Source organism: Pseudomonas brenneri (assembly GCF_007858285.1).
GTDB classification, from domain to species: Bacteria; Pseudomonadota; Gammaproteobacteria; order Pseudomonadales; family Pseudomonadaceae; genus Aquipseudomonas; species Aquipseudomonas brenneri.
Window position 1 is genome coordinate 32,998 of record NZ_VFIL01000017.1, and the last position, 20,235, is coordinate 53,232.

General features: G+C 59.2%; 14 protein-coding genes. 8 read left to right on the forward strand and 6 right to left on the reverse strand.

What is annotated here, in order from left to right:
- Nucleotides 1–56: 56 nt before the first annotated feature.
- Both FJD34_RS26350 and FJD34_RS26355 read left to right on the forward strand, forming a co-directional pair.
- Nucleotides 57–1,205, forward strand: a complete 1,149-nt coding sequence (locus FJD34_RS26350) for a pyridoxal phosphate-dependent aminotransferase (protein WP_032858291.1) — start codon at nt 57–59, stop codon at nt 1,203–1,205.
- Complete coding sequence (locus FJD34_RS26355; protein WP_032858289.1) at nt 1,193–1,984, forward strand: amidohydrolase; 792 nt, start codon at nt 1,193–1,195, stop codon at nt 1,982–1,984. Before FJD34_RS26350 ends, FJD34_RS26355 begins: the two co-directional genes overlap by 13 nt.
- A 173-nt stretch (nt 1,985–2,157) precedes the next feature.
- Here the strand turns inward: FJD34_RS26355 and leuA are convergent, their stop codons facing one another.
- From leuA to FJD34_RS26385, 5 genes are all read right to left on the reverse strand, one after another.
- Nucleotides 2,158–3,837, reverse strand: a complete 1,680-nt coding sequence (gene leuA / locus FJD34_RS26360; protein ID WP_032858288.1) for a 2-isopropylmalate synthase — start codon at nt 3,835–3,837, stop codon at nt 2,158–2,160.
- A 379-nt stretch (nt 3,838–4,216) separates the two neighbouring features.
- Nucleotides 4,217–7,711 (reverse strand): membrane-targeted effector domain-containing toxin, encoded by a 3,495-nt coding sequence (locus tag FJD34_RS26370; protein ID WP_090290547.1) that lies wholly within the window; start codon nt 7,709–7,711, stop codon nt 4,217–4,219.
- A gap of 892 nt (nt 7,712–8,603) precedes the next feature.
- Complete coding sequence (locus tag FJD34_RS26375) at nt 8,604–9,425, reverse strand: peptidoglycan DD-metalloendopeptidase family protein (RefSeq protein WP_032858287.1); 822 nt, start codon at nt 9,423–9,425, stop codon at nt 8,604–8,606.
- Nucleotides 9,426–9,428: 3 nt separating this feature from the next.
- On the reverse strand, nt 9,429–10,808 hold the full coding sequence (gene xseA / locus FJD34_RS26380; RefSeq protein WP_032858286.1) for an exodeoxyribonuclease VII large subunit: 1,380 nt from the start codon (nt 10,806–10,808) through the stop codon (nt 9,429–9,431).
- 30 nt (nt 10,809–10,838) lie between these two features.
- Nucleotides 10,839–11,729: a LysR family transcriptional regulator gene (locus tag FJD34_RS26385; protein WP_032858285.1), complete on the reverse strand. Its 891-nt coding sequence runs from the start codon at nt 11,727–11,729 to the stop codon at nt 10,839–10,841.
- A 99-nt stretch (nt 11,730–11,828) separates the two neighbouring features.
- Here FJD34_RS26385 and FJD34_RS26390 point away from each other — a divergent pair, with 99 nt between their 5' ends.
- The 6 genes from FJD34_RS26390 (at nt 11,829) to FJD34_RS26415 (ending at nt 19,198) form a co-directional block, all read left to right on the forward strand.
- Nucleotides 11,829–12,596: a sulfite exporter TauE/SafE family protein gene (locus FJD34_RS26390; protein WP_032858284.1), complete on the forward strand. Its 768-nt coding sequence runs from the start codon at nt 11,829–11,831 to the stop codon at nt 12,594–12,596.
- A 91-nt stretch (nt 12,597–12,687) separates the two neighbouring features.
- The gene (locus FJD34_RS26395; protein WP_090290549.1) at nt 12,688–13,236 is read left to right on the forward strand and encodes a sugar ABC transporter ATPase; all 549 of its coding nucleotides are present in this window, start codon (nt 12,688–12,690) and stop codon (nt 13,234–13,236) included.
- A 218-nt stretch (nt 13,237–13,454) separates the two neighbouring features.
- The gene (guaB, locus tag FJD34_RS26400; protein WP_003209646.1) at nt 13,455–14,924 is read left to right on the forward strand and encodes an IMP dehydrogenase; all 1,470 of its coding nucleotides are present in this window, start codon (nt 13,455–13,457) and stop codon (nt 14,922–14,924) included.
- Between the two features lie 81 nt (nt 14,925–15,005).
- The gene (gene guaA, locus FJD34_RS26405) at nt 15,006–16,583 is read left to right on the forward strand and encodes a glutamine-hydrolyzing GMP synthase (protein ID WP_032858282.1); all 1,578 of its coding nucleotides are present in this window, start codon (nt 15,006–15,008) and stop codon (nt 16,581–16,583) included.
- Nucleotides 16,584–16,951: 368 nt separating this feature from the next.
- Nucleotides 16,952–18,046 (forward strand): alkene reductase, encoded by a 1,095-nt coding sequence (locus tag FJD34_RS26410; protein WP_090290550.1) that lies wholly within the window; start codon nt 16,952–16,954, stop codon nt 18,044–18,046.
- Between the two features lie 63 nt (nt 18,047–18,109).
- Nucleotides 18,110–19,198 (forward strand): alpha/beta fold hydrolase, encoded by a 1,089-nt coding sequence (locus FJD34_RS26415; protein ID WP_223232759.1) that lies wholly within the window; start codon nt 18,110–18,112, stop codon nt 19,196–19,198.
- A 74-nt stretch (nt 19,199–19,272) separates the two neighbouring features.
- Here the strand turns inward: FJD34_RS26415 and treR are convergent, their stop codons facing one another.
- Entirely contained in the window at nt 19,273–19,977 is a 705-nt protein-coding gene (gene treR, locus FJD34_RS26420) for a trehalose operon repressor (RefSeq protein WP_090290551.1), read from the reverse strand.
- Nucleotides 19,978–20,235: the final 258 nt, after the last annotated feature.

The window sequence follows — 20,235 nt, forward strand, 5'->3', positions numbered from 1 at the left end:
TGACCCCTCGGCGCTTGCAGCTTACAACTTGTAACTCACCGTCAGGGGCCCACCGAATGATCACCAGCAAGCTGCCGAACGTCGGCACCACCATCTTCACCACCATGTCGCAACTCGCTGCGCAAACCGGCGCGCTGAATCTGTCCCAGGGCTTCCCCGATTTCAACGGCCCCCAGGCCTTGCTCGATGCGGTGGGCAAGCACGTTGCCAGTGGCCACAACCAATACGCGCCGATGACCGGCTTGCCGGCCCTGCGCCAGCAAGTGGCGGCCAAGATCGCCCGCAGCTATGGCGTGCAGGTCGATCCCGACAGCGAAGTGACCATCACCCCCGGCGCCACCCAGGCGATCTTCTGTGCGATCCAGGCGGTGATCCGCAGTGGTGATGAAGTCATCGTCTTCGATCCGTGCTACGACAGCTACGAGCCAGCAGTGGAGTTGGCCGGTGGGCGTTGCGTACATGTGCAATTGGGGCAGGAGGACTTCAGCCTGGATTTTGAGCAGATCAAGGCTGTGCTGTCACCGCGCACACGCATGATCATCCTCAATACCCCGCACAACCCCAGCGGCGCCCTGATCAGTCGTGCGGAGCTGGACCAATTGGCCGAGCTGATCCGTGACCGCGATATCTATCTGGTCAGCGATGAGGTCTACGAACACCTGGTATTCGATGGCGTGCCCCACGTCAGCGTTCTGGCCCACGAAGAGTTGTATCAGCGCGCGTTCGTGGTCAGCTCCTTCGGCAAGACCTATCACGTCACTGGCTGGAAGACCGGCTATGTCGTCGCACCAGCAGCTTTGAGCGCGGAGTTGCGCAAGGTGCATCAATACGTCAGCTTCTGCGGGGTGACGCCGTTGCAGTACGCCCTGGCCGATTTTATGGCCGAGCACCCGGAGCACGTCGAAGAGTTACCGGCCTTTTACCAGGCCAAGCGCGACCTGTTCTGTGATTTGTTGGCGCCCTCGCGTTTCAGTTTCACGCGGGTGACCGGTACTTACTTTCAACTGGTGGATTACTCACAGATTCGCCCGGACCTGGACGACGTGGCCATGTCGCTATGGATGACCCGCGAGCATGGCGTGGCGACGATTCCGGTCTCGGTGTTCTACCAGAACCCACCCCAGGGCCAGCGCCTGGTGCGCCTGTGCTTTGCCAAACGCGAGGAGACGCTGCGCCAAGCAGCCGAGAAACTATGCGTGATCTGAGTGCGTTACCCGACCTGAACATCGCCCTGGTACAGACCACCCTTGCCTGGCATGACCGCCAGGCCAACCTGGAGCATTTCGAGTTGCTGCTGGAGCAGGCCAGGGGCGCCGACTTGATCGTGCTGCCGGAAATGTTCACCACTGGTTTTTCCATGGAGTCCCAATTGCTGGCCGAAGCCGAAAACGGCCCGACCCATGAGTGGCTCAAGGCCCAGGCGCAGAAGTACAACGCGGTGATCACCGGCAGTGTGATTATCCAGGCCGCTGATGGCAGCCACCGTAATCGCTTGTTGTGGGCGCGGCCCGATGGTGAGGTGCTGCACTACGACAAGCGCCACCTGTTTCGCATGGCGGGCGAGCACAATCACTACACCCCTGGCGAGCGTCAGGTGCAGTTCGAACTCAAGGGCTGGCGAGTTCGCCCGCTGATCTGCTACGACCTGCGCTTCCCGGTGTGGAGCCGTGATGCCCAGGACACCGACCTGCTGCTGTACACCGCGAACTGGCCGGGCGCCCGGCGCCAGCACTGGAACCGCCTGTTACCGGCCCGGGCTATCGAGAATCTGTGCTATGTGGCGGCGGTGAACCGGGTAGGCACCGACGGCAAGGGTTTTGCCTACACGGGCGACAGCCAGGTCCTGGACTTTCAGGGTGAAAGCCTGTTGAGCGCAGGGGAGGCGGACGGGGTGTTTCAGGTGTGCCTGGAGGCGGCGCAGTTAGCGGAGTATCGCCAGAAGTTTCCGGCGAATCTGGATGCCGATGCCTTTCAGTTTGTCTGATAAATCTTTGGTGTATGGGAGATAGCTATCGTGGGCAAGCCCGCTCCCACATTTGGAATGCATTCCCCTGTAGGAGCGGGCTTGCCCGCGATGAGGCCATCAGCATAACCACCACTCCAAAGTAAAAGGCCCCTGGGTTCTCACCCAGGGGCCTTTTGCATTGCGGCAGGCTGTTACGCCGCTTTCGCTTCCAACTGGCTCAACGAGCGGTTCAGCGCGCTGAACACCGCCTTGAAGCTGGCCGTGGTGATGTTTTCATCGATCCCCACGCCATGCACCGGACGCTCGCCATTCACGCGCAGCTCGATGTAGGCCGCGGCCTTGGCGTTAGTCCCCGCGCCGATTGCATGTTCGTTATAGTCCATGATCTCGACACCAATCGGCAGGCCGGCTACCAGCGCTTCCAGCGCGCCGTTGCCCTTGCCGTGCCAGCGCAGGTTGGTTTCGCCCTGGCCCTTGCCGGAGACTTCAACTTCTACCGAGCTGTTGCCGTTTTCTTCCTGCAAGCGGTGGCTGACCAGCGCGTACGGGGTATTGGCTTGCAGGTATTCACGCTGCAACAGCGCGTGGATCTGCGAGGCAGTCATCTCCAGGCCTACGCGGTCGGTTTCGGCCTGTACCACCTGGCTGAACTCGATCTGCATGCGGCGTGGCAAGCTGATGCCATATTCCTGTTCCAGCAGGTAAGCGATACCGCCCTTGCCCGACTGGCTATTGACGCGGATCACCGCCTCGTAGCTGCGGCCAATGTCGGCCGGGTCGATTGGCAGGTACGGCACTTCCCACAAGGTATCCGGTTTCTGCTGGGCGAAGCCCTTGCGGATCGCGTCCTGGTGGGAGCCGGAGAATGCGGTGTGGACCAGGTCGCCAACATACGGGTGACGTGGGTGTACCGGGATCTGGTTGCACTCCTCGACCACTTTGCGCACGCCGTCGATGTCGGAGAAGTCCAGCTCAGGGTTTACGCCCTGGGTGTAGAGGTTCAGCGCCACGGTGACGAGATCGACGTTACCCGTACGCTCGCCGTTGCCGAACAGGCAGCCTTCGACACGGTCGGCACCCGCCATCAGGCCCAGCTCGGTGGCGGCGACGCCAGTGCCACGGTCGTTGTGGGTGTGCAGGCTGATGATCACGCTGTCCCGACGGTTGATATGGCGACCGAACCATTCGATCTGGTCGGCATAGATGTTCGGCGTGGCGCATTCCACGGTGGCCGGCAGGTTGAGGATCATCTTGTGCTCGGGCGTCGGGTTCCACACCTCGATCACCGCGTCACACACTTCCTTGGCGAACTCAAGCTCAGTGGCGCTGAAGGTCTCTGGCGAGTACTCGAAAGTCCACTGGGTTTCCGGCTGCTGGGCAGCGTATTTGACGAACAGCTTGGCGGCGTCGACCGCGATGGCCTTGATCCCGTCCTTGTCCTGGTTGAACACGATACGACGGAAGGACGGCGAGGTGGCGTTGTACAAATGCACGATGGCCTTTTTGGCACCGCGCAGGGATTCGAACGTACGCGCGATCAAGTCTTCACGGCCCTGGGTCAGCACCTGGATGGTGGTGTCCTCGGGGATGTGGTTGTCTTCGATCAGGGTGCGCACGAAGTCGAAGTCGGTTTGCGATGCGGCTGGGAACGAGGCTTCGATTTCCTTCACACCGACGGCGACCAGGGTTTTCCAGAAGCGCAGTTTTTTCACCGCATCCATGGGCTCGATCAGCGACTGGTTGCCATCACGCAAATCGGAGCTGCACCAGATCGGCGCGCTGGTGATGGTCTTCGACGGCCAGGTGCGGTCCGGGATATCAATGGTCGGGAATGCGCGGTATTTCGAAGACGGGTCTTTGAGCATGCTCATCAGAAGAATCCTTGTTGTAGGGCCGAAAAGAGGCGGCCTGCCAGAAAGCGTTTATTAGGGATGCAAATCGGGGACGAGGCAGATCGATTCAGCCTGGCAGTCGTGCGCTGACAAGGCACAGGCTGCGGTGCTGACGAAGCTGAATGAGGGTATGAGAGGTTTTCATGGGTTTAACCCTAACCGCGGGAAGGGAGGATGGCAAGCAGCTGGGAAAAATTGAGATAAACTCCATCGTTTATGAAATAAGCGAGATTTTATTGTGTGAATATTTTGCTTTGTTTGTTTTTATTGCTTTGTATTTCTAAGGTGCGCAATCGGTTTGGCGGCAGACCATGCGGTTTTCAAACCCCATGGTCGTTGCCAATACGACGGTCTTCGGCTAGAGCGTCAGTTTGTCGATGTTGTAGTCGATATGAATATCTCCCACAGGCTCCGGCATGCTGGTGCCTCGTATGATCTTCAGCGGTGGCGGCGGGGTATGGGGCGGGTGGCTGACTGTGCTCGTCGTACCTTTGATGGACGGGGAGAGAGAAATTCCCACGCCTCCCGTCAACTCAGAGACACCCGGAATATTGTCATAAGTGTTGATATGCGCTTTACCGAGCAGTGCCACGAACTTTTCTCCAGTCGGGGTCTGCTTGATGATTTGCGTGGCGGCATAGTTGAACTCTGCCAGACGGTCATCGGTGAAACGTACATTGTTTATCCTGGATTTGAGGTTGTCTGTATGCATGGTCAACTCACGATGTTCAAGGCCGATGACCTTGATATCGTGGGCCTCGGCGGCCTTGATGACATCTGCGAACGTTGGGCTGTTCGGTGTATAGGCCTGCTCATAAGATCGCGGCCAGGCGTACACGGCATCAGCGGGGGTATAGGCTCCGGAGCCAAAACCGGGAGCGCCTTGCAGAAATGGCGCATTTTCCAGATAAATGACAGTGACGCCGTTATTTTTGAAGTGCTGCATCTGATCGATCAGGAACTGAAAACCGACCGGTTCGTCATGGACTTCGCCGAACACCAGCCCCCTGACGCCAGGTTGTGACAGCGTGCTCTGGATGACGCTCTTGGGTGTGTCACTGGTGCCCAGTGGTTGAAGCAGAGGGCGTACAGGCATCTGGCCCGAGGCCTGGCTGGCGTAAAACTCATCCATGTCTCGCCTGAACCAGCGCCGCAGTTGTCCGGTAACAGCGGGGTTTCCATTAAAATCACCGGCTGCAACGCCCTTGATCACGCGGTCCATATACTCATCAAGTGGCGGTGTATGTTTTCGCCTGTTTCCTCCCGGCAATTGACTCAACCGCCATTCCCCGCTCTCTGTCGATTGCATGAACGCCACATTTCTGATGGTTTTCGGCGCATCCAGCGGTGCATTGGGGTCGACAATATTCACCTGGCCATATCTGGCCTTGAACGCTGAATCAATTTGATAAGGCTTGTTGATTCCAGTGCTGTCGGTGAAGCGGATGTACCAGTTTTCGCCGGCCTGATAAATGCCGTCGGCTCTGGGTTGGATGTCCTTGAGGACTTCTTCGGGGACGCTGTAGGCGCTGAGGTCTCGCATGGGGATAGCGGTGGGAGCGTCGGGCAGAACCTGGGAAAACCGGATGCCCACGCTCGTTGAAGGGACGACGGGAGGGATAGGTGGCTTGGGCGCAAACTCTCCTGGTATCGATAGCGATCTGGTCGACGGTGCCCGTACAGTTGGCGCTGAGACCGTGCTGAAGACTGGGCGCAAGGGGGCGCTCGGTACGTGGGGAAGGCCTGAGGCGTGGGTGGTAAAGTCCGCGTAAAGTTGGGCCCGGACACCTTTGTTCAATAGTCCGCCGGGCAATTGCCAGGCATGGGTCCGTATGGTTTTCAGCGCGGCCTTGACTAACCGATTGCCGAACTTGACCACGGTAGAAACGCCGCGGCCGATAACCGGGAGCAAGTCCAGGAAAATCGTAGCCACTTCGATGCCAAACATAATTTTGTTACGTGTCGATTGGGTGGCCACTTCTGCGCTGCTGGTTGATTGAAAGTCGGCTTTGTCGATCAGCAAGCGTGACAGTTGGCTGTACATCTCATCGTGGATATTCGTAGGTATCGGCGTAAGGGTGGCGAGGCCAGCGTGACGCTTGCCAATATTGCCGGTCGCATGGGCTAGTTCGACGAAATCGGAACCAAGACTCTGGGAGAACTTTTTTATCGACTCCGTGGTTTTTTCGAAGTCGTTTTTTTCTATCGGTGATTTCCTGCTGGCGGTGTAGGCCTTCCATTCTTTCTTATCCAACAGCGTCGTCAAAGCCTCCAGGTTGGGCAACTCACGGAACGACAACCCATCAGGAGCCCCCGGGGTGTAGAGCACCAGGGATGAATCGGTGTTGTTGCCGATGACCATCGTGCCACGCACAGGCTGGCCAAGTTGGGCCAGGGTATTGGCGACAATGTTTTGCCCGTCCACCTGAGGGCGATTGGTCGGGGCTGGATAATCAAGGATCGTTTGAATCCACTGCATACCCCGCTTCGAGGTGGTATCCGTGGTGGCTTTAGCCTGGAACCCATCAGGGTTGAGTTGCGCCAGGAAGGCTTCTTTCTCCATCAACTCCGAGTGGTTGGCTTTCCAGGCATTGCGCAAGTCTGCGGCGGGGCCGGACTCTGCATCGGTCGCCATGCGCCCCTCAAGTAGCTTGGTGTATTCGCCGCCTACATCTGCGTCGTTGAGCAGGGTCTTGAGTTGTTGCATATCGAGAATGACCGGTAGCCCCTGACTATCCAGGATGGGGGAGCCCTGGGTGTCCAGCAGCGGAAGAGTCATGGTGGTTTTGGTGTGCTTGTTGCTCTCGCCTGTTTCCCAGTGGGTTGGGTTCTTCAGGGCCAGGTCGCTCAATGACAGGTAGGTCGTCGTGGTTGAGGGTTGCTGTGGAATACCTGAACGACCGAGGTGGAAACGTGTTTGGGTGACCACCTTTACCTTCAATTGGTCGGCATCCATATTTGTCAGAGGGTAGGCGTCTTTGATGGCGCCATTCATTTTTGTTCTGGAGAAGCTCGACAGGCTTGGAATCTTTTCCATGAGAGAGGCAAGTTTGGCGGTACTCTTTTCTTCTTTGCTTTCCAAGTGATTAAAGATTGTTTCTTGCGCGGGGCTGAGGTTCCTCAACCAGTCCGGCTGTTTTTTTTCGGCGAGCTTTTCGTTCCGCACGAGCATCGCGTTGGTGCCGTCGACTTGGGCTGACCAGTCTGCGGCTTCATCCAAGGCATCCATCAACTTCGGATCCTGTAACGGGTTGGTGGCCGGTGGGTTGTCAGACGTAAAGGTCTTGGTCAGGACAGTGTCGACTTCAGCCGCCTGGCGCTTGAGCAGCAAAGGTATCCCTTCGGCCAGCACATCCCCCGCCAGGGGGGTGGCCCCGAGCATCAGATCATCTCCCGTCGGCGGTGAGGCGCGGTTTTGCACCGGCAGCGGCAGGCTTTGCCTCAGCAGTTCGGCGCCGGGGCCGCCACTGTCAAGTCGTTGCACCAAGGCTTGGCGTAGCAGTGCTGGCGTTGCGAACTCCTCGAAACCTTCGCTGGGCGTATAGAGCACCACGGGACCGTTCTGCTCGTTGAGCGTGATTGTCCGGTTGCTCCCCGGTGATGTCAGAGTGTCAGCCGATGCCCCATCGTTGCTGGTGATCATGAATGCACCGGCGAAGGCCGCTCCGTGTTCGCTGCCATCATCAATGGTGATGGGGTACACGCCGGGTCTTGTTCCGGTGGGCAGGTTGCTTTCCCGTTCTTCGAGTGTGGGGTAGCGCAATGCGCTGTCGACCAACTGTTTACTCGCCGGGCTCAGTGTACCGTCCATCACACGCAGGGCTGCCAGGGTCGACAGTTGTTGCTTGTGCATCCACAGCAGTTGTTCCAGGGGCGACTGTGGACTTTTGGGCGGGCCGGGTGTTGTCCAGTATTCCAGGAGTGCCCGTGGAAAGTCATTGGCAATAGCTCGGGCGAGGGTGTGCAGTGAGTCTGAGGCCTGGAGGGTATCGGTGGCGGTGGGTCGTGAATTGGACCCTGACGTCCGGCTCTTCGATAAACCGTTCGGCCGGATTGGCATGAATCTCCCTGATTGCCCTACCGAGGGCCTTCATGAGGGGCTCTGAAGATAGCAACGTATCGCCACGGTATCGGTTGAAGGAAATTCTGTCCGGGTCGACAGGGGCCAGTTTGGGAAACGCTTGCGCTATCCGTGCCTGCAGGAAATGTGCGAAGCCGGGTTGTTGATCTTGCAGTGCGGCCATGTTGTTCGCGAGTGTGGCGTACTGTTCGCTCAGTAACTGTTGGTCGCCGACCTTGAAGTGGTCCGAGAGTGGGCTACGCAGGGCGGTAGCGGGTCTTATGCCCGATGACTTGACTGACAGATTGTCCAGACCCCTAACGGAGGAGCGGCTCTTGGTAACTGCGGATGGGATGCCCGGATCGCTGGCCTGGTGAGCCGGCGGTGATTCTTCAGAGGGGGGCGGGGCAAGAAACGGTTGGGGCGCGATGGATTGAGGTGCAGAGATAGTCATCAAAGGAACTCCAAAAGGCTTGCTTTAGGTGTCCTTGCGCGCAGGTTGTCTTCCCTGGAATTCGAGGAGTGGGTGATGAGTCAACCCCTGGGGGTTCCTTAAAAAATGTAAGAGCATGGCCGAGCACTGCACCGAATTCGGCGCAGTGCTCGTTGAGAGGGGGGCAGGTTGCTGCGTAGAGGTCTGCCGCTTAATGCCGCGGCATGTTTTGCAGTATGTGAGGTCAGGTGTTTAAGGCTGGAAGGCCCCGATAAAAATCGCTGGGTCGACCCGAGCGTCATTGAGGCTGACATTCCAATGCATATGCGGCCCGGTTGCTCGGCCCGTCGAACCGACTTTGCCGACCACGGCCCCACGTACCAATGGCTGGCCCACCTTCACATCAATCGTCGACATATGGCAGAACATGCTGATAAAGCCCTGGCCATGGTCGACAAACACGGTATTGCCGTTAAAGAAGTAGTTGCCGATCAGGATCACCTTGCCGTTGGCCGGGGTCTTGATCGGCGTGCCTGCGGGCACCGCAAAGTCCAGGCCAGAATGCGGGTTGCGCTCCTCGCCATTGAAGAACCGGCGTACCCCGAACTTGCTCGACAGCGGCCCGTTCACCGGCTTGTCCAGCACCAGGTTGCTCGGGATATTCGGGCTGAAGGTGCGGTAGGCCTTGATCTGCACAGCCAATTCGCTTTCGATGCGCTTGAGTTGTGCGGGCGCTGGGTTTACCTGGCTTTTGTTCTTCAGGGTGATGCGTTGCTCCGGGTATTTCTTGAAGCCGACGATGAACGGCAGGTTGCGCCCGCCGCTGCTGATCTGGTGGTTGCCCGGCTTGATGGTCAGCGGGATGCCGACGATGGCCAGCCAATTGTCCTGTTCCTTGACCACCAGCACCGGTTTGCCCTGATAGGTCGCTTTCGGTGGTGTGGCCGCAGCGCCCAGTTCGACCACTGCCACGCCACCCGGCACCGGTTTGTTCAGCACGCGGGTGATGTAGCTGTCGGCATGGGCGGTGAAGGTCAGGCACAGCAGCATCAGCAAACTTGAAATACGCAGCATGAATCAATCCAGTAAAGAGAGGGTGACAGGGGTGAGGTGGTTGTCTTCCACCCGCACCTGCAACTGGCCTTCGCCCAGGCGCGCAGTAAGGCGCTGGCCGGTATGGGTTTGCGCAGCATCGCGAATGGCTTGGCCGCGCTCATCCAGCAAAATGCTGTAGCCGCGCCCCAGGGTCGCCAGGGGGCTGACGACGTGCAGGGTTTGCACCTGGCTTTGCAGTTGCAGGCGCCGGGCCTTGAGGCCTTCGCGCATGGCCCGCGGCAGGCGTTCGGCGAGACTGTCCAGGCGCTGGCGCAGCAGCGCCAGTTGCCGCCCCGGATGCTGGCCGGCCAGGCGGGTTTCCAGGCGGATCAGGCGTTCGCGCCGGGTGTTGAGATTGCGCTCGAAAGCCCGACGCAGGCGCATATCCAGGTCGTCCAGGCGCTGTGCCTGCTGGCGCAAACGCTCGCCGGGATGGCGCAGGCGCCGAGCCATGCCTTCCAGGCGCAGGCGGTCATGGACCAGGCGATTGCGCATCAGCATCACCAGGCGCCGGTGCAGGCTATCGACCTGGCGCACCAGGTTGCTGGAGTCCGGCGCCAGCAATTCGGCGGCGGCGGAGGGCGTTGGTGCGCGCACGTCGGCCACGAAGTCACTGATGGACACATCGGTCTCATGGCCGACCGCACTGACGATGGGCGTTACGCAAGCATCAATGGCACGTGCCACGGCTTCTTCGTTGAAACACCAGAGGTCTTCCAGTGAGCCGCCACCACGGGCCAGGATCAGCGCATCAAAACCACGGGCATCCGCCAGTTTGAGGGCGCGGACAATCTGCGCGACGGCTTCACGGCCTTGCACGGCGGTGGGGATCAGGGTCAGTTGCACGTTCGGTGCACGGCGCTGGAACACGCTGATGATGTCGCGAATAACCGCGCCGGTCGGTGAGCTGATAATGCCGATCCGTCGCGGGTGGGCCGGCAGCGGCACCTTGCGCTCGGCACTGAACAGGCCTTCGGCGCTGAGCTTTTCCTTCAGCGCATCGAAGGCCAGGCGCAGCGCACCGTCGCCGGCCGGCTCCACGGTGTCGAGGATCAATTGGTAGTCGCCACGGCCCTCGAACAGCGAGACCTTGCCGCGCACCTTGACCGCCAGGCCATCCTTGAGCGCCTGGCGTACCCGCGCGGCGTTATTGCGAAACAGCGCGCAACGCACCTGCGCGCCGCTGTCCTTGAGGGTGAAGTACACATGACCGGAGGCCGGGCGGGCGAGGTTGGAGATCTCGCCTTCGACCCAGATATTGGTGAACACGTCTTCGAGCAACACCCGCGCACGGCCGTTGAGCTGGCTGACAGTCAGGACTTCGCGGTCCAGGCCCAGGCGGGCAAACGGGTCTTTAATCATGGGAGGAGATCTTTAGTCATGGGCGGCAGTTTATAGGCATTCGCCCAGTGTTTGACAGAACTGCGCAACCAACGCGCTCGGCGCCTGCGCGCAGGCCAGGGCCACGGTGCTGTGGCAATCGGGGTCGGCCAGGGGGAGGAAGTGAATGCTGGCTGGAGCTATGTCGCGCATCGACTCGGGCAGCAGGGCAATGCCAAACCCGGCCTGAATCAATTGCAACTGGGTGGTTTTGCGCGACATCACCCGCGCGGCCTTGGGGAAAAATCCGGCACGCATGCACAACTCTGCTGACAGATAGCTCAGGCCACCGCGTTGCGGATGCGGGATCGAGATAAAGGCCTCGTCCTTCAATTGCGCCAGTTCAATGGCCGATGAGTGTCGGGTCAAAGGATGAGCGGGCGGGACTGCCAGCAACAGCGGCTCCTTATATAAAGGCATGATGTGTACCCCTTCGCGCTGGCGCAGCACCGGCAAGCGCAGCAGGCCAACCTCCAGCCGCCCATCGGCAATGTCTTCCAGCTGCGCCTCAGAGGACAGCTTGACGATATCCATCGACACACCGGGGCACTGTTCCAGCCAGGCGCTGATCCCACGCAGCACGCGCCCGCTCATCGGCACGGTGCTGGAGTGGCTCAGGCGCAGGGTGCCAAGCTGGCCGTGGCCCACTTGGGTCGCCAGCTCGCTGGCCTTGTGCAACTCGCCCAGCAGGTTGCGTGCTCGTGGATAAAACGCTTCGCCTGCGGCTGTCAGCCTCGGTTGGCGGGCGGTGCGCTCGAACAGCGGGGTTTGCAGGAGGTTTTCCAGCTCCTTGATCTGTCGGCTGAGGGCCGATTGCGCGACAAACAGGCGCTCGGCGGCGGCGCTGAAGCTGCCGCTTTCAGCGATTTCAACGAAATAACGCAGTTGCCGGGTGGAAATCACGAGTCATGCCTTTTCGAGATAGGTGGAGGGCTTTGAAGATATTAGTCGCAACCCAGCGCTTTGGCTAAAGTGATGGCCATCTCGAACAAGGAATACGTCATGAGCCTGGTTGAACTGATGAGTCAGTGGTCTTTTAGCAGTGTTGACTGGCTGGTGATCGGCCTGGGGATTGCCCTGGCCTATATCGTGTTTGGCATCGCCGGCTTCGGCACGGCGCTGGTGGCCGGGCCGATCCTGATTGTGTTCATGCCGCTGTCGAAGATCATCCCGTTGCTGGTGTTGCTGGATTTTGTCGCGGCCTTCGGCAACCTTCTGCAATCGCGGCGGGAGGTGGTCAAGCCGGAGCTGTTGCGGTTGCTACCGTGCATGGCGATTGGCTGCACCCTCGGCGTGATCTTTTTGCTCAACCTGCATTCGGACCTGTTGTTGCTGTTGATGGGCGTGTTTATCAGCACCTACGCCATCTACAGCCTGGCGATAAAGGCCAAGCCCACCGCCCTGGCTGCCGGCTGGGCGGTGCCGATGGGGGTGGTGGGTGGATTGTTTGGGGCCTTGTTTGGTAGCGGTGGCTTTTTATATGCGATCTACCTCAACAGCCGTTTGCCCAAGGACCCGGCCCGGGCGACCCAAAGTGCATTGATCAGCGCCAGCACCGTGGTGCGCCTGAGTTTGTTTTTGATCGCCGGGGTGTATGCCGAATTGCCGTTGCTGATGTTGGCGGTGTGTTTGCTGCCAGCGATGGCCTTGGGGCTGTGGCTTGGGCGCCGGTTGACCCTGCGCATGTCCCGCGAGGCGTTTGTGCGGCTGGTGACGTGGTTGGTGCTGGCCAGTGGCATAGCTTTGATTGGGCGGTACTTGAGTACTTGACCTGTGTGGGGCAGGGATTAAGCTGCCAGCCTTCAGGGCCTCTTCGCGGGCTTGCTCGCGAAGGCGCCAGACGCCACACCGCAGGACTCCCATGAATTCCCAAAGCATCCTTGTCCCGAAAGTCTCCACCTTGCCCGTCCACGAACCCCGCGCCCGGGCCATCGTGCGCTGGCTGGTGCGCAAGAACATCATCAAGGAAGAGTTGAGCACCTGTGGCCGTACCGGTAACCGCATGGGTTATGCCTTGGCCGACGGTGCGCGTGCCGTGGTGCTGCACCCCGAGGCGCTGCCGTTCAACGAGCCGGTCAACGGGCTGGAAATCATCTACAAACGCTGCATCTATACCCCGGCCAAGGGTTTTCTCGAAGAAGCCGGCTGCCCGGAGTGCCGCAAGGAAGTTGGCGAGGCACTGTTCGAAAGCCTGGAAGACTGGATGCCCGGCCATACCGATAACTTCACCTGCCCGTTGTGTGGGCATGAGGACGACATCAACGGTTTCCTGTTCCTGCAGGAGTGTGGTTTCTCCAACCTGGGCTTCATCTTCAACAACTGGGCGGAGGCGGGGTTCAAGCAGAGCTTTATCGACGAGTTTGCCGACTGGCTCGACCAGAAAATCAGCTGGGTCAAAGTCGAACTGTAGGAGCGAGCTTGCTCGCGAAAATCGTCAACGATAATGCGGGCGGTCTGTTTGTAACGCGGCGCCCTGGCGTTCTTCGCGAGCAAGCTCGCTCCTACAGAAAAGCCGCGTGGTTTATCCATCTATCAGTATTACCAAGTTTGTCAGAGTTTTACATTGAGCCTGGCAGGGTGCATGTATATAATGGCGCGCTTCCATTTTCCCGCTCGGGAGCCCCCGCGATGCTGCGTATCAGCCAAGAAGCTCTGACATTCGACGACATTCTCCTAGTGCCCGGTTATTCCGAGGTGCTTCCTAACGAAGTCAGTCTCAAGACCCGCCTAACCCGTGGCATCGAGCTGAATATTCCCCTGGTTTCCGCTGCCATGGATACCGTCACCGAAGCCCGTTTGGCAATCGCCATGGCTCAGGAAGGCGGCATCGGCATCATCCACAAGAACATGACCATCGAGCAGCAAGCTGCCGAAGTGCGCAAGGTCAAGCGTTACGAAGCCGGTGTGGTGAAAGATCCGATCACCATCGAAGCCGACGCCACCGTGCGTGACTTGTTCGACCTGACCCGCCTGCACAACATCTCCGGTGTTCCTGTGCTGCACGATGGCGACCTGGTTGGCATCGTCACTTCCCGTGACGTGCGTTTCGAAAACCGTCTTGAAGTCACCGTCCGCGAAGTGATGACGCCCAAAGAGCGCCTGGTCACGGTCAAGGAAGGCGCCGACAAGAACGATGTGCGTGAACTGCTGCACAAGCACCGCATCGAGCGCGTGCTGATCGTCGACGACAAATTCGCCCTCAAGGGCATGATGACCGTCAACGACATCGAAAAAGCCAAGGCCTACCCGCTGGCCAGCAAGGACGATCAAGGTCGTCTGCGCGTGGGCGCTGCCGTTGGTACCGGTAAAGACACCGGCGACCGCGTTGCGGCCCTGGTCGCTGCCGGTGTTGACGTGGTGGTGGTCGACACTGCCCACGGTCACTCCAAAGGCGTGATCGACCGCGTACGCTGGGTCAAGCAGAACTTCCCTGACGTGCAGGTGATCGGCGGCAACATCGCCACCGGCGCTGCCGCCAAGGCCCTGGCCGAAGCCGGCGCTGACGCAGTCAAGGTCGGTATCGGCCCAGGCTCGATCTGCACCACGCGTATCGTTGCAGGTGTAGGGGTGCCGCAAATCAGCGCCATCGCCAATGTCGCCGCTGCCCTTGAAGGCACTGGCGTACCGTTGATCGCCGACGGCGGCATCCGTTTTTCCGGTGACCTGTCCAAGGCCATCGTTGCCGGTGCTTCCTGCGTGATGATGGGTTCGATGTTCGCCGGTACCGAAGAAGCGCCGGGCGAGATCGAACTGTTCCAGGGCCGTTCGTACAAGGCTTACCGCGGCATGGGTTCGCTGGGCGCCATGTCCCAGGCCCAAGGCTCGTCCGACCGTTACTTCCAGGATTCCTCGGCAGGCGCCGAGAAGCTCGTACCGGAAGGCATCGAAGGCCGTGTGCCGTACAAGGGCACCCTGAGCGCCATTATCCATCAACTGATGGGCGGCTTGCGTTCCTCGATGGGCTACACCGGCAGCGCCGACATCGAAGAAATGCGCACCAAGCCCGAGTTCGTACGGATCACCGGCGCCGGCATGGCTGAATCCCATGTCCACGACGTGCAGATCACCAAGGAAGCGCCGAACTACCGCGTAGGTTGAGGCTTCCAGCAAAACGTTAAGTAACCGGGGCTGTTCTTTCAGCCCCGAGTTGTTTCTGATTCATTAGACGAGACTGACTTCATGGCCCTCGACATTCACGCCCACCGCATCCTGATCCTCGACTTCGGCTCCCAGTACACCCAACTGATCGCGCGCCGCGTGCGTGAAATCGGCGTGTACTGCGAACTGCATCCGTTCGACATGGACGACGAAGCGATTCGCGAATTCGCCCCAAAAGGCGTCATCCTCGCCGGTGGCCCCGAGTCCGTGCACGAAGCCAACAGCCCACGCTGCCCACAAGCCGTATTTGACCTGGGCGTACCGGTCTTCGGCATCTGCTACGGCATGCAGACCATGGCCGAGCAACTGGGCGGCAAGGTCGAAGGCTCCGAACTGCGTGAATTCGGCTATGCCCGTGTGGATGTGGTCGGCAAGAGCCGCCTGCTGGACGGCATCGAAGACCACGTTGACACTGACGGCCTGTTCGGCCTCGACGTGTGGATGAGCCACGGTGACAAAGTCACCAAGATGCCGGAAGACTTCCATATCCTGGCCAGCACCCCGAGCTGCCCGATTGCCGGCATGTTCAACGACGAGCGCGGCTACTACGGCGTGCAGTTCCACCCAGAAGTGACCCACACCAAGCAAGGCGGGCGCATCCTGTCGCGCTTTATCCTCGACATCTGCGGTTGTGAAGCCCTGTGGACCCCGTCGAAAATCGCTGAAGACGCCATCGCCAACGTGCGCGCCCAGGTTGGTACCGATAACGTGCTGCTCGGCCTGTCCGGCGGTGTTGACTCCTCGGTGGTTGCTGCGCTGCTGCACAAAGCCATCGGCGACCAACTGACCTGCGTATTCGTCGACAACGGCCTGCTGCGCCTGCACGAAGGCGAGCAAGTGATGGCCATGTTTGCTGAGAACATGGGCGTCAAAGTGATCCGCGCCAACGCCGAGGACCAGTTCCTCAACAACCTGGCCGGCGAATCCGACCCAGAGAAGAAGCGCAAGATCATTGGCCGTACCTTCATCGACGTTTTCGATGCCCAGGCCACCAGCCTGGACAACATCAAGTACCTCGCCCAGGGCACCATCTACCCAGACGTGATCGAGTCGGCTGGCGCCAAGAGCGGCAAGGCCCACGTGATCAAGTCCCACCACAACGTGGGTGGCCTGCCTGAGGAAATGAACCTCAAGCTGGTAGAACCGCTGCGCGAACTGTTCAAGGACGAAGTCCGCCGTCTGGGCCTGGAACTGGGCCTGCCGTATGACATGGTCTACCGCCACCCATTCCCGGGCCCGGGCCTGGGCGTGCGCATCCTCGGCGAAGTGAAGAAGGAATACGCCGACCTGCTGCGTCGTGCCGACCACATCTTCATCGAAGAACTGCGCAAGGCCGACTGGTACCACAAGGTCAGCCAGGCCTTCGTGGTATTCCAACCGGTGAAATCGGTTGGCGTGGTCGGTGATGGCCGTCGTTACGCCTGGGTCGTGGCACTGCGTGCGGTAGAAACCATCGACTTCATGACCGCCCGTTGGGCACACCTGCCGTACGAACTGCTGGAGACTGTCAGCGGCCGTATCATCAATGAGATCGAAGGTATTTCGCGCGTTACTTATGACGTGTCGAGCAAGCCGCCGGCGACCATTGAGTGGGAATGACCCCCTTCACCTCAGCGTCTATTGCCACTGTGTAGAACAGGTTGGCGATGACGCTGGCACCGATCGGGAGGGCTAATCGTGGCCTTCCTGTTCTCTGTCAAATCTTGATCCTGCAACATTCCCCCTCCCTCCTGCGTTTCCCCATTCTGATCCCTCGGTGATTGTGCTGTAGGGCATATCGTCATGGCCTTTGCGCCAAAAACACCGCCTGCCTGACCTGGAGCGTATTTCGATCGACGCCACGGGTATGTCTTTGATCGCAATAAATGTATTGATCACTAAAAAATAATTGACGAATGCATCGTAATGGATATTACATAGTGATCACTATATTAATGGTGTGAACGTTCTCCAGGAGTTGCTTCATCATGTCTAAAAAGCTCTACAGCCCATTGCCGGTTGGCCCGGTTTTATTGCCCAATCGCCTGGTCATGGCACCGATGACTCGTTCTCGTGCGGCACAACCTGGTGACATACCAGTGGAAATCAACGCGACTTACTACGCACAACGTGCCAGTGCCGGCTTGATTATCAGTGAGGGGACTCAGGTCTCACGGCAGGGCCAGGGCTATGCCTATACCCCTGGGATTTTCAGCCCTGAACAGTTGGCGGGCTGGAGAACGGTTACCGATGCGGTCCACGCGGCGGGAGGTCGAATTGCTGCCCAGCTTTGGCATGTGGGGCGGATGTCCCATGGGTCGATGCAGTTGGAAGGTGAAAAGCCATTGGCGCCTTCGGCGATAACTGCCAAGGCCCAGGTTTTCGTGAGTGATATGAAGGGGGGCGGCACCATGGCGCCTGCCGCCGAACCGCGTGAAATGACCGTGCAAGACTTCAAGCAAGTCCGCCAGGAGTTTGTCCAGGCTGCTCGCGCGGCGCTGAGTGCCGGGTTTGACCTGGTGGAAATGCATGGCGCCAATGGCTATCTGTTCGACCAGTTTCTGGCCACGGGCAGCAACCGACGAACAGACCACTATGGCGGGAGCGTGGAAAACCGTGCGCGATTTCTGCTCGAAACCCTCGATGCCATGATTGCGGTCGTGGGCGCCGAACGTATCGGGTTGCGGTTGTCGCCGTGGGGGTCGATCAATGATATTCAAGATGATGAGCCTGAGGCGATGACCTTGTATCTGGCCGGTCAACTGCAACAGCGCGGCCTGGCGTATTTGCATATTGCCGAGTGGGAGTGGGCGGGCGGTGCCCCTTATCCGCAAGGTTTTCGCGAGCGCCTGCGTGCCGCTTTCAATGGGCCACTGATTGTTTGCGGTAACTATGACGGCGCGCGTGCCGAGGCGATCCTCCAGGCAGGCCTGGCCGATGCGGTGGCTATTGGGCGGCCATTTATTGCAAACCCTGATCTGGTGCAGCGGATCCACGAGGGGGCATCACTGAGCGTTGCAGATCAATCCACGTTCTACGGTGGCGGTGCGGCTGGCTACATCGACTATCCGACGCTCTCCTAGCAGCCTGACACTCTCCTTCTAGCTGAATTCCCCCATTCGACGGCCGCCAGCAGGGCGCTATTGATGGTGTTCGCCGATCTTTTGACCTGGACCTACAAAATCATGAAAAAAGTCTTATCAGCAGTCCTTTTATCTTCCTTGCTGGCCGGCCCATCCTTGTCGTGGGCGGGATACGATCCGGCGATGAAGTCAATCGACACGCCACCCAGTGTGTCTCGCCAGCAGTTTGATACGGTCAAGAATAATCATCTGGGCCAGTATCAATATGGTGCCGGGCTGTCGAGCAAGTTTATCGATGTCGACGGCACGCGTATTCACTATGTCGAAGGCGGCAGCGGTGGGACCCCGGTGGTCTTTCTCCACGGCTTTGGTTCCACCTGGAAGATGTGGGAGCCGGTGATGCAGGCCTTTGCCAGGAACCGTACGGTGATTGCCGTTGATCTGCCCGGCCTTGGGCAGTCGGGTCCGATCAAGGGCGACGACTATTCGGCTGAGAATGTCTCCAGGATCCTGTTGGGCGCGGTGAAAAAGATCACCCCGGCGCAGTCCATCGACTTCGTCAGCCATGATCTGGGCAACTCCGCCTCATACCCGTTCGTGGCCCGCAACCAGGGTAGCTTCATCAAGAAGGTGGTGTTCATGGATTCGCCGATTCCCGATCGGGATATGTTCACCTACCCAGGCTATACCCCGTCAGGCCCGGGGCTCGGTTGGCACTTTGGCTACTTCAGCTTCGGTGATATTGCCGAGAAGCAAATTGCTGCCGATCCAAGCCTGTTTTTCTCGTACTTCATCAAAACCTACGCGGGCAAAAAAGAGGTGTTCACCCCTGAGTTGCTCAGTGAGCTGATCGAGCCTTATTCGACCCGCGAGCGGCTGCACGCTGCGTTTGGTTACTACAAGTCTCATGCAGACTCGATTGCACAGAACGAGAAGTTGCTGGCTGACGGCAAGTTGCTGAAGATCCCGTCGATGGCGCTCACCGGTCAGCAAGGGGTCAACGATGTGCTGACCAAGGAAATGGCCGCTCGTTTTGTCAGTGATCCTTCGCAACACACGGGCAAAATCCTGCCGGGCTGCGGTCATTGGATGGTCGAGGAGTGTGCGCCGCAAGTCACTGCCGAGTTGAGCCGCTTTCTTGGTAAACCTTGATCACTGAGTGATGCCGCGATGTGCAGGTCGCCCATGGCCACCTGTGCATCGCCTGTACTTGACGGGATCCGGCTCTATCGCCGCGCAATATCCGAAAAGTAAAACTTATCCAACGTATGCCGCGACTCGGTGTACTCGAACTGCCGCCCATCCTGCAAAAACGTCTGGTTACTCACCACGATCACATGGCTTTGCCCGTCGAGGTCCAGGTGCGCCTGGTCGTCCTTGCTGCGGGGCAGGGCCTCGATGGTGCGTTGGGCGTAGCTGATCTGCAACTGCAACGTCTGCTCGATAAACGCATAGATCGACTGCTCGGCAATCGTCTGGTCCAGGCCCGGGATCAGATCGGCGACGAAGTGGTTGATGTCGAGGATCACCCGTTTGCCGCCGATGCGCCGTACCCGCTTGATACGGGTGATCAGGGTGCCGGGCTCGGCCTCGATATGTTGCTGCAGCGAGCCTTCCAGCGGGAGCTGGGTGAACTCGACCACCTCGGTGCGTACGTCATCGCCCAGGTCGGCGTGGGTTTCGTGGAAGCTGACGATGCCGCCCAGTTGAAACTCAATCGGGTTTGGCGACAGCACGAACGTCCCCTTGCCGTGAATCTTTTGCGCGAATCCACGTTCCTGCAACTGCTCGATGGCCCGGCGCACGGTGCCGCGGCTGGCCTGGTAGGTATCCATCAACTCCGTCTCGGAGGGCAGGCGGGTGCCGCGTTGCAGGCGTTCGGTGGTGATGCTGGCAAGCAGATCAGTGTAGATCTGGTTGTATTTACTCATGGGAATGGCTCTGTGCCGCGATTGCATTCAAGGCAGGAACCTTAGAGGCAGAGGTGGGGTTTGTCCATCAGCCCCTCGGATATCGCAAATCCCTGTAGGCGCGAGCTTGCTCGCGAAAATCGTTAACGATAACGCGAAAAAACTGACACCCCGTGTTGCCCTCAGGTTCTTCGCGAGCAAGCTCGCTCCTACAGAAAAGCGCTCATTCGATATTTTTGTAACTCGTCTGTACGAGTTGTTGCTTTAACTCGTACAGAC